We start from the raw sequence: 11,211 nt of genomic DNA, 5'->3' as shown, positions 1-11,211 counted from the left end.
CGGGGAGGGGGACGTTCGAGAAGCGCGGGTCGGCCAGCACGGTGCGGGCGGTGTCGTATCCGGTGACCAGCCAGGCGTGGGTGCCGTTGGCGAGCGGCACCCGGGTGGCGGGTGCCCGGCCGCGGAGGCGGGCGTAGTACGGGTAGGGGTCGCGGGCGAACGCCGGGTCCGCGGGATCGAGCACGTCGGGCATGGGCCGGCCCGTCAGCTCCGGTTCCAGTCGGCGTAGGGCACGCGGGCGCGCTCCCGTACGCCGCCGAAGGTGCCCCACTCGTTCCTGCCGAGCCGGGTCAGCGGGCGCAGCTTCGTCACCTCCGGGTGGCCGTCCTCCAGGACGCTCTCGTCGACGGCCACGTGGACCACGCGTCCGAACACCACCGTGCAGGTCCCCAGCCCGACGGTGCTGTGCAGCTCGCACTCCAGCGCGACCGGGGACGCGGCGACGCGGGACGCCTTGACGCGGTGGCCCGGCTCCCGTTCCACGCCCACGGTGTCGAACTCGCTCACGCCGTGCGGGAAGTCGGTGGCGGTGTCGTTGATCTGCTCGAACAGCGGCTCGGGCGAGAGGTTCACGACGAACTGCCGCGTCGCCTCGACGTTGCGCAGGGTGTCCTTGCGCCGTACGGAGGTGAACTGCACGGTCGGCGGTTCCACCGACGCGATGGTGAAGAACGAGTGCGGGGCCAGGTTGTCGACTCCGTCCGCGGAGACGGTGGAGATCCAGGCGATGGGCCGTGGCACGACGGTGGCGGTGAGCAGGCGGTAGACGGCGTTCTGGTCGAGCTCGGCGGGGTCGAAGTCGATGCGCATGATCCCAGTATCCGTGAGGGCCGCCCCCGCCTTTCCGGCCCCCCGGCACGGGCCGCCCGGGTACGGGCTGCCCCCTGCCGTTCGCTGCGGAGTGCGGGTGCTCCCCCAAGCTCTCGGCTTCGCTCGAGCAGGGAGGTGCCCCCATGGTCGCTCGCGCAGTTCCCCGCGCCCCTTCGGGCAGCCCGTCAGTCCCTGCGTTCGCCGTCCACGTACGTGGTCACGACCTCGATCCCGCCGATCCGTGCGGGCGGGACCGCGTACGGGTCGTCGCCCAGAACCACCAGGTCGGCCTGCTTGCCCGGCGTCAGCGTGCCCGCCGAGCGCTCCCAGTGGCACGCGTACGCCCCTCCCACCGTGTAGGCGCGCAGTGCCGCGTCCACCGTGAGCGCCTCGTCGGCACCGATCAGCCGGCCGGACGACGAGGCGCGCTCGACCATGAACTGCACGGCCCGCAGCGGCGCCCCGTCGGTCACCGGGCGGTCGGAGCTGCCGACCAGGGTGACGCCGTGGTCCTGGAAGGCCCGGCCCCGGTAGAGCCAGCCCGCGCGCTCCTCCCCCATCAGCGCCGCGTAGTCGTCGCCGAAGCTGCGCAGGAAGTTCGGCTGGACCACCGCCAGCGCGCCCAGCCGCGCGAAGCGCGGAAGCTGGTCGGGCCGGATGAGGCCCGCGTGTTCGATGCGGTGCCGGGCGCCGGGGCGCGGGCGCTCCCGCTGGGCCCGCTCCAGCGCGTCGAGCGCGACATCGGCGGCGCGGTCCCCGATGGCGTGGACGGCGAGCTGCCAGCCCGCCAGGTGGCCGTCCACGATGACCCGGGTCAGGGCCTGGGGGGTGTCCTGGAGCTGCCCGGTCCGCCCGGGCCCGGTCACGCCCTCGTACGGGGCCGTGAGCGCCGCCGTACGGGCCATCATGCCGCCGTCCGTGTAGATCTTGAGTGCTCCGACGGAGAGCCATGCGTCGCCGAAGCCGGTGCGCAGGCCGAGGTCCAGGGCGCACGGGAGGCCGTCGGCCGGGTGTGCGCCCACCTCGTGGAGCCGGTCGGCGGTCACCATGAGCTGCACCCGCAGCGGCAGCGCGCCCCGGTCCCGCAGCAGTTGGTAGGCGCCCAGCTCGACCGGGCTGTGGCCGAGCAGCGCGCCGCCGATCCCCGCCTCGGCGACGGCGGTGATGCCTTCGGCACGGCACTCGCGCGCCGCCCGCCCGATCGCGTCGGCCAGCTCCTCCTGCGCGTACGGCAGCCGCAGCGCGCGGGCGGCGGCCATGGCGCCCTCCGCGAGGAAGCCGTCCCCGTCCGGCCCTCCGCGCGGGGCGACGCCGGGCGGCAGCCGGTCCAGGACCGCGCTGTTGACGACACAGCCGTGCCCGGAGTCGTGCATCAGGAGCACCTTGCGCCCGTCGCTGACCCGGTCGAGCTCGGCGGCGGTCAGATGGCGGCCCAGCGCCCGCTGGTCGTACCCCGCGACGTCCACCCACGCCCCGCGCGGCGCCGCCGCCACCGCTCGGGCCACCGCGCCGAGCACGTCCTCGACGCGGGCGCAGGGCGCCACGCTCGGGGTGCCGGCCTTCAGGCCGGTCCAGGCGAGGTGGACGTGGCTGTCGATGAAGCCCGGCAGCACGGTGGCGCCGTCCAGGTCCACGACCCGGCGGGCGGGCAGCGCGGTGGCCTCCTCGTCCAGGGCCACGATCCGGCCCTCCCACACGCCCAGGTCGTGGGCGACGGGGTGGGCCGGGTCCATGGTGTGGAAGCGGGCGTTGGTCAGTCGGCTGCTGAGCACGCGCTCTCCGCTCCCGCCAGGCTCGCCGGGCGCATGTCGGTCCAGTGGGTCTCCACGTAGTCCAGGCACTCCTGGCGGGCCGCGGGGCCGTGGGCGACGGTCCAGCCGTCCGGCACCTCGGCGAACGCGGGCCACAGGCTGTGCTGGCCCTCGTCGTTGACGAGGACGGAGTAGTCGGCGTCGGGGTTCTCGAAGGGGTTGCTCACCGGTGTTCCCTCTCGTGGTGTCAGTCGGCGTTCGTCGGTGTCTGTCGGTGTTCGTCGGTGGCTGTCGGTGTTCGTCGGTGTCAGTCGGCGTGGGGGCGCTTCGGCCCGGGGTCGCCGCCGGCCCTGTCGACCAGGGCCTCCAGCGCCCGGAACCAGGTCCCGGCCAGGTCCCGGGCCGCCGCCTCGGACAGCAGGCCCGGGGCGTACGTCCAGTGCGCCGACAGCTCGGGGCCGCCGGGGCGGTCCTCGGTCAGCGCGTTGACGGTCAGCGCGTGGGACAGCGGCATCTCCGGGTCCGCCTCCAGGTCCGCCGCGTCCGCCTCCGGCGCGTACGACCAGTCCGTGGCCTCCGGGACGCCGAACCTGCCCATGTAGTTGAACTCGATCCGCGGGGCGCCGAGCCGGGCCAGTCCGGGGCCCGTCGCCGGGTTGAGGTGGCGCAGCAGTCCGTGGCCGACACCTCCGGCGGGCAGCGCGGCCAGCCGCTCCCGGATCCGGTCCAGCGCCGCGTCCAGCGCGGGCCCGCCCGCGAACGCGTCGGCCAGGTCCACCTCGCCCGGGTCGAGGCGGACCGGTACGACGCTGGTGAACCAGCCGACCGTACGCGACAGGTCCGCGTTGCCCGCCAGCTCCTCCTCGCGGCCGTGCCCCTCCAGGTCGACCAGCACCGAGCGGCCTGCCGTGCCGTGCCGCTCCCGCCAGTCGGCCACGGCGAGCGCCAGCGCGGTGAGCAGCACGTCGTTGACGGTCGCCCGGTACGCGCTCGGCACCCGGCCGAGCAGCGGCGCGGTGCGGTCCGCCGGGAGGGTCAGGGACACGTGCCGGGAGGCGGCGGTGTGGTCCCGCGCGGGGTCCGGTTCGCGGGCGAGGGGCAGCGGGTCGGGGTCGGCCAGCATGCCGGTCCACAGCGGCAGTTCGTCCTCCCGGGCCGGGTCGGCGGCGCGCTCGGCCAGCAGCCGGGACCAGCGGCGGAACGACAGCCCGACGGGGTCGAGTGCGGGCGCCCTGCCCGCGGCGGCGTCCCGCCAGGCGGCGGCGAGGTCGGGCAGCAGCACCCGCCAGGACACCCCGTCCACGACCAGGTGGTGGATGAGCAGCAGCAGCCGCCCGGGGCTGCCGCGCCCCGCGTCGAACCAGACGGCGCGCACCATGCGTCCGGCGTCCGGGTCGAGCCGCCGCTGCGCCGCGCGGGCGTGCTCGGCGATGGCCGCGCGCAGCTCCTCCTCACCGGCGCCCGCCACGTCGGCGCGCACCAGCCAGGACGCGGCGTCCACCTCGCCGGGCGCCGGTACGTGCAGCTCCCACCGCTCCGCGCCGCCGGGTTCCTCGGTCCGCTCCAGGCGGGCCCGCAGCAGGTCGTGCCGGTCGGCGACGGCCTGCAGGACGGTGCGCAGCCCGGCCGCTTCGAGATCCGCCGGGGTCTGCACGAGCGCCGCCTGGTGGTAGCCCGCGATGGGCCCGCCGAGTTCGCGGAGCGCGTGCATGATCGGGGTGAGCGGCACCGTGCCGGAGCCGTCGTCGTGGGCCGTGCCGGCCGTCTGCGGGTCCAGTTCGACGGCGACGGCGGCCAGCGCCTCGACGGTGCGGTGCTGGAAGACCTGGCGCGGGGTGATCCGCAGTCCCGCCGCGCGGGCCCGGCTGACGAGCTGCATGGCGACGATGCTGTCGCCGCCGAGGGCGAAGAAGTCCTCGTCGGCCCCGGCCCGCGGCAGGCCGAGCGCCTCGCCGTACAGCGCGGCGAGGGCGCGTTCGGTGCCGGTCGCGGGCGGCCGGCTCTCCGCGCGGGTGAACCGGGGCGCGGGCAGCGCCCTGCGGTTCAGCTTGCCGTTGGACAGCAGCGGCAGCTCGTCGAGGACGACGACGGCGGCCGGGACCATGTACTCCGGCAGCTCGGCGGCCACGTGGGCGCGCAGCCGCGCGGGGTCGGGCGCCGCGTGCGCCCCCTCGCGCGGGACGACGTACGCGGCGAGCTGCTTGACCCGGGGCCGGTCCTCGCGGGCGACGACCACCACCTGGCCGACGGCCTCGTGCCGGGCCAGCGCCGCCTCGATCTCGGCCAGTTCGATCCGGAAGCCGCGGATCTTGACCTGGTCGTCGGCCCGGCCCAGGTAGTCGATCCGCCCCTCGGCGGTCCAGCGGGCCAGGTCTCCGGTGCGGTACATCCGGGTGCCGGGCGGGCCGAACGGGTCGGCCAGGAACCGCTCGGCCGTCAGGTCCGCGCGGCCCAGATAGCCCCGGGCCAGCCCGGCGCCCGCCAGATACAGCTCGCCGGGCACGCCCGGCGGCACCGGGCGCAGCGCGCGGTCCAGGACGTACGCGCGGGCGTTGCCGACCGGCCGCCCCACGACCGGGGCCGCGCTGTCGGCGATCCGCGCGGCCAGCGCGTCGACGGTGGCCTCGGTCGGCCCGTAGAGGTTGTACGCGTCGGTCGAGCACAGCCCGGCCAGCCGGGTCCACAGCGCGTCCGGTACGGCCTCGCCGCCGACGCCGACCGCCGCGAGCGGGCACGCGCCGTCCTCGATCAGCCCGGCGTCCGCCATCTGGATCAGGAAGGACGGCGTGACCTCGATGAAGTCCAGCCGCTGGTCCCGGATGGCGGCCGCTGCCAGCTCCGGGTCGCGGCGCGTGTCGTCGTCCAGGATGTGCAGCGCGTGCCCGTCGAGCAGCCACAGCTGGGGCTGCCAGGACGCGTCGAAGGAGAACGACCAGGAGTGGCCGACCCGCAGCAGGTCGCGGCCGGTGCGGCGCTTCGCCGGCTCGTACAGGGCGCGGCGGTGGCTGCGGAAGAGGTTGACCACGCCGGCGTGGCCGACCACGACCCCCTTGGGGCGGCCCGTCGAGCCGGAGGTGTAGATGACGTACGCCGGGTGGCGCGGGTCCGGGCCGCTGTCGAGGTCGCCGGCGGGCAGCGCCGCGAGCCGGCCTGCGGTCTCCGGCGCGTCCAGGAGCAGCCGCGGTACGCCGTCGTCGTCCGGCAGGCCGTCCGCGAGCGCCCGCGTGGTGAGCAGCAGGCGCGGGCGCGCGTCCTCCAGCAGGGCGCGGATGCGCTCGGCGGGCAGGTCCGCGTCGAGGGGCAGATACGCGGCGCCCGCCTTGAGCACGCCGAGCAGCGCGGCGACGAAGTCCGCCGTGCGCGGCAGTGCCAGCGCGACGAACTCCTCGGGGCCCGCGCCCCGCTCCCGCAGCAGCCGGGCCAGCCGGTTGGCCCGCTCGTTGAGCTCCGCGAAGGTCCAGGCGGTCCCGTCCGCGACGACGGCGACCGCGTCCGGAACAGCTGCGGCGCGCGCCTCGAAGAGCGCGGGGACGGTCGCGGGCGCCCCGGCGCGGGGCGCGGGCAGCGCTGTGGCGTTCCAGGTCTCCAGGACGGCGCTGCGGTCCTGCGGCGTGAGGATGTCGACCCGGCCGACCGGCTGCCCGGCGTCCCGCGCCATCTCCTCGAACAGCCGCACCATCGCGGCGGAGACGCGGGCGACGGCGGCCTCGTCGAACAGGTCGGTGCGGTACTCGGCCGTCAGCGTGAGCCGGTCGCCGGGCTCGACGGCCCAGGCGAACGGGTAGTGCGTGGCGTCCCGGTGCTCGCGCACGGAGGTGCGGAGCCGGCCGGCCGCGTCCGGCCCGGCGTCCGGCTCTGTGTCCGGCTCGACGTCCGGGTACGACTCGAACACGATCAGCGTGTCGAACAGGTCGCCCAGCCCGGTGCGGCGCTGGATGTCGGCCAGCCCGGTGTGCTGGTGGGCGAGCGTGGCCGACTGCTGCTCCTGGACCCGGTCCAGGAACGCCGACAGCGGCTCCCGCTCGTCGATCCGGGCCCGCACCGGGACGGTGTTGATGAACAGGCCGATCATCGACTCCACGCCGTCCAGCTCCGGCGGGCGGCCGGAGACCGTCGCACCGAAGACGACGTCGTCACGGCCGGTGAGCCGGGCGAGGACGACGCTCCAGGCGGCCTGGACCAGGGTGTTGAGCGTGAGCCCGCGTGCGCGGGCCAGCGCGGTCAGCGCTCCGGTCAGCTCCGGCGTCAGCGCGGTGGTCAGCGTCTCGGGCACCGCAGGGGCCCGGTTCGGGTCGGCCGCCACCAGATGGGTGGGCTCCTCCAGCCCCTCCAGGGCCGTGTCCCAGACCCGGGCCGACTCCTCCGCGTCCTGGCGGGCCAGGTGGGCGAGGTAGGCGCGGTACGGGGTGGGCGCGGCCGGGGTCTCGCCCGCGTACAGCGCGGACAGCTCCCGCATCAGCCGGGGCAGCGACCAGCCGTCGAGCAGCAGATGCTGGTGGGACAGCACCAGGCGGTGCCGTCCCGGCCGATACGTCACCAGGGCCAGGCGCAGCAGCGGCGGCTCGGACGGGTCGAACCGGCGCCGCTCCTGGGCGAGGCAGCGCGTCCACCGCTCCTCGCGCCCGGCCGCGCCGCCCGCCGCCTCCGTCAGGTCGAGCTGCCGCCAGGGCAGCACGGCCGTCCGGGGGACGACGGCCACCGGGCGGCCGGACGCCAGATAGCGGAATCCGGCGCGCAGGTTGGCGTGCCGGTCGAGCAGCGCCTGCCCGGCCCGGCGCAGCCGCGCCGCGTCGACCGGGCCCTCGATGTCGTACGCCACCTGGACCGTGTAGACGTCCGGGCCGTCCGCGCCGGAGTCGAAGGAGGCGTGGAACAGCAGGCCCGTCTGCAGCGGTGTGAGCGGCAGCACCTCGGCGGCGCCCAGGGCCGCGATCTCGGCGCGCTCGTCGTCGGTGGGGGTGAACAGCGCCTCGTCGGCGGCGCCCTGCGCGCCCCCGTCCGGCGCGCCCGCGACGGCCGCCAGCCCGGCGGCCGACTTGTGCCGGAAGATGTCCCGCGGGCTGATCACCAGTCCGGCGGCGCGGGCCCGCGCGACCAGCTGCATGGCGACGATGCTGTCGCCGCCGAGGGCGAAGAAGTCGTCCTCGGCGCCGACCCGCTCCAGGCCCAGGACGTCGGCGAACAGCCCGCAGAGGATCTCCTCGTGCGGGGTGCGGGGTGCGGTGTCGGTGGTCTCGGCGGCGAAGTCGGGGGCGGGCAGGGCCCCGCGGTCCAGCTTCCCGCTGGGAGCCAGGGGCAGCGCGTCCAGCGTGACGACCGCGGCAGGCACCATGTGCTCGGGCAGCGCCCCGGCCGCGTGCCGCCGCAGCCCCGCACCGTCGACAGCCTGCCCGGCGGCGGGCACCGCGTACGCCACCAGCCGCCCCTCACGGGCGACCACCGCAACCTGCCCGACCGCCACATGCCCGGCCAGCACCGCCTCGACCTCACCCGGCTCGACACGGAAACCACGCACCTTGACCTGGTCATCCACCCGGCCCAGATACTCCAACTCCCCCTCCCGCGTCCACCGCGCCAGGTCACCGGTGCGGTACATCCGACTGCCCGGCCCGCCGAACGGATCGGCCACGAACCGCTCCGCCGTCAGCCCGGGGCGCTCCCAATAGCCCCGCGCGAGCTGCACACCCGCGAGGTGGAGTTCGCCGGGAACGCCGGGCGGCACGGGGCGGAGCGCGGCGTCCAGGACGTAGACCCGGGTGTTCCACACCGGCCGCCCGATCGACACCCGCCCCGCGCCCGGCACCACCCGCCCCGCCGTCACATCCACCGACGCCTCAGTCGGCCCGTACAGATTGTGCAACTCGGCAGGCAGCACCTCATGGAAACGCTCCGCCACATCCACAGGCAGCGCCTCGCCACTGCACAGCACCCGACGCAGCCCACCGCACCCCGCCGCAGCGGGCTCCTCCAGGAACAGTTGGAGCATCGAGGGGACGAAGTGCACCGTGGTGACGCCCTGTTCCCGGATCAGACCGGCAAGGTAGGCGGGGTCCCGGTGTCCTCCGGGCCTGGCGACCACGAGGGCCGCTCCGGTGATCAGCGGCCAGAAGAACTCCCACACCGACACATCGAAACTCGACGGAGTCTTCTGCAGCACCCGGTCCCCGGACGTGAGCCCATAGGCATCCTGCATCCACAGCAACCGGTTGACGATCCCCGCATGCGCAACCACCACACCCTTCGGCACCCCCGTCGAACCCGACGTATACATCACATACGCCGGACTCCCAGGATCAACCCGGACCGGCAACCCACCCTCCGGCCCCTCCGGCAGACCATCCCGCAGCACACACACCGGACGAGCGTCCTCCACCATGAACGCGACACGCTCCGGCGGATACTCCGGATCCAACGGCAGATACGCCGCACCCGCACGCTGCACCGCCAACAACGCCACCACCAACTCCACAGAACGCGGCAACGCCACACCCACCACCCGCTCCGGACCCGCACCCATCCCCACCAACACCCGCGCCACACGCTCCACCCACACATCCAACTCCCCATACGACACCACCCGCTCACCCCACACCACCGCAGGCGCACCCGGCGTACGCACCACCTGCTCCCGGAACAACCCCGGCAACGACACCCCCGCACCCACCTCACACCCCGTCGCATTCCACCCCTCCACCACCAACCGCCGCTCCGACCCCACCACCACATCCAACCCACCCACAACCCGATCCGGACCCCCCGCAACCTGCTCCAGCACCCGGACGAGCCGGCGGGCGAGCAGCTCGGCGGTCTCGCGGTCGAACAGGTCCTCGCTGTACTCGATCCAGCCCTGGATCCCGGCTCCGTCGCCCCGTGCGACGAAGTCGAAGCTCAGGTCGAACTTGGCGCTGTGCTGCCCCAGCGGCTCGCGCCCGGCGGTGAGGCCCGGGAACTCGGGCGCGCGGCCGGGCGCGTCCAGGTAGACCACCATGACCTGGAACAGCGGGTGCCGGGCCAGCGAGCGGGCCGGGTTGAGCGCCTCCACCAGCCGTTCGAACGGCAGCTCCTGGTGCTCGTAGGCGGCCAGGTCGGTGGCCCGTACCCGGTCCAGCAGCTCGGCGAAGGTCGGCGTGCCGGACAGGTCGGTCCGCAGTACCAGGGAGTTGACGAAGAAGCCGACCAGGTCTTCGAGCTGCTCGTCCGTGCGGCCCGAGATCGGGGCGCCGAGCGGGATGTCGTCCCCGGCGCCGAGCCGGTGCAGCAGCGCGGCCACGGCCGCCTGGGCGACCATGAACATGCTGACGCCATGGCGGTGCGCCAGCGCGCGCAGGGAGCGCTCCAGCGCGCCGTCGACGGTCAGCTCGACGGCGCCGCCCCGGTGGCTGCTCTCCCGCGGGCGCGGCCGGTCGGCGGGGAGCGTCAGCTCCTCGGGGAGCCCGGCCAGCGTCTCGCGCCAGTAGGCGAGCTGGCGGGCGTGCAGGCTGCCGGGGTCGGCGCCGTCGCCGAGTACCCGCTGCTGCCAGAGGGTGTAGTCGGCGTACCGCACCGGCAGCGGGGCCCACGCGGGCGCCCGGCCCGCGCGGCGGGCGCCGTAGGCGGTGGCCAGGTCCCGCCACAGCGGCCCGTCGGACCACTCGTCGGTGGCGATGTGGTGCACGACGAGCAGCAGCACGTGCTCGCCCGGCGCCAGCTCGAACAGCCGGACGCGGAGCGGCGGTTCGCGGTCCAGCTCGAAGCCCTGTGCGGCGGCCTCGGCCAGCCGTGCCGGAAGGTCCTCCCCGGTGACCCGCTCGTGCCGGACGGGCACCGGAGTGCTGTCCGGGTCGAGTACGCGCTGTACGGCCCGCCCCTCGTGCCCCGCCTCCGGGAAGACGGTGCGCAGCGTCTCGTGGCGCACGGCCAGGTCGTGTACGGCGGCGGTCAGTGCCGCCCGGTCCAGCTCGCCGGTCAGCCGCCAGGCGACGGGGATGTTGTACGTCCCGTCGGGCCCCTCGATGCGGTTCAGCAGCCAGAGGCGCTGCTGCGCGAAGGACAGCGGCAGCGGCTCAGCCGCCTCCCGGTCCACGGGGACCAGTTCGTGCGTACCGGCGTCGCCGGTGTCCGCGCGGACCGCCAGCCGTGCGGCGAGCCGCGCGGGAGTGGGCGCCTCGAAGATCTCGCGTACGGTCAGCTCGGCGCCCAGCACCGTACGGATCCGGCTGGCCAGGCGCATCGCGAGCAGGGAGTGGCCGCCGAGGGCGAAGAGGTCGTCGGAGACGCCGACCCGCTCCAGGCCAAGGACGTCGGCGAACAGCCCGCAGAGGATCTCCTCGCCCGCGGTGCGCGGTGCGGTGTCGGTGGTCTCGGCGGCGAAGTCGGGGGCGGGCAGGGCCCCGCGATCCAGCTTCCCGCTGGGAGCCAGGGGCAGCGCGTCCAGCGTGACGACCGCGGCAGGCACCATGTGCTCGGGCAGCACCCCGGCCGCGTACCGCCGCAGCTCCGCACCGTCGACAGCCTGCCCGGCGGCGGGCACCGCATACGCCACCAGCCGCCCCTCACGGGCGACCACCGCAACCTGCCCGACCGCCACATGCCCGGCCAGCACCGCCTCGACCTCACCCGGCTCGACACGGAAGCCACGCACCTTGACCTGGTCATCCGCCCGCCCCAGATA

General features: G+C 75.3%; 4 protein-coding genes and 1 pseudogene. All 5 read right to left on the bottom strand.

Going from position 1 to position 11,211, the window contains the following annotated elements; genetic code table 11:
* Positions 1-193, bottom strand: a pseudogene (locus G5C65_RS21155) (cytochrome P450); the annotation flags it as partial.
* Between the two features lie 11 nt (positions 194-204).
* Positions 205-810, bottom strand: coding sequence for a flavin reductase family protein (locus G5C65_RS21150; protein WP_165300468.1), 606 nt, complete (start codon positions 808-810; stop codon positions 205-207).
* Positions 811-995: 185 nt separating this feature from the next.
* Positions 996-2,582 (bottom strand): amidohydrolase family protein, encoded by a 1,587-nt coding sequence (locus G5C65_RS21145; RefSeq protein ID WP_165300467.1) that lies wholly within the window; start codon positions 2,580-2,582, stop codon positions 996-998.
* Positions 2,564-2,788 (bottom strand): MbtH family NRPS accessory protein, encoded by a 225-nt coding sequence (locus G5C65_RS21140; protein WP_165300466.1) that lies wholly within the window; start codon positions 2,786-2,788, stop codon positions 2,564-2,566. The genes G5C65_RS21145 and G5C65_RS21140 overlap by 19 nt, the downstream gene beginning before the upstream one ends.
* 80 nt (positions 2,789-2,868) lie before the next feature.
* Positions 2,869-11,211, bottom strand: an 8,343-nt coding sequence (locus G5C65_RS21135) for a non-ribosomal peptide synthetase (protein ID WP_165300465.1), incomplete at its 5' end; no start/stop codon positions are given.

The organism is Streptomyces boncukensis, assembly GCF_011045075.1.
Lineage (GTDB): Bacteria > Actinomycetota > Actinomycetes > Streptomycetales > Streptomycetaceae > Streptomyces > Streptomyces boncukensis.
This window is presented reverse-complemented; position numbering and strand designations above follow the sequence as displayed.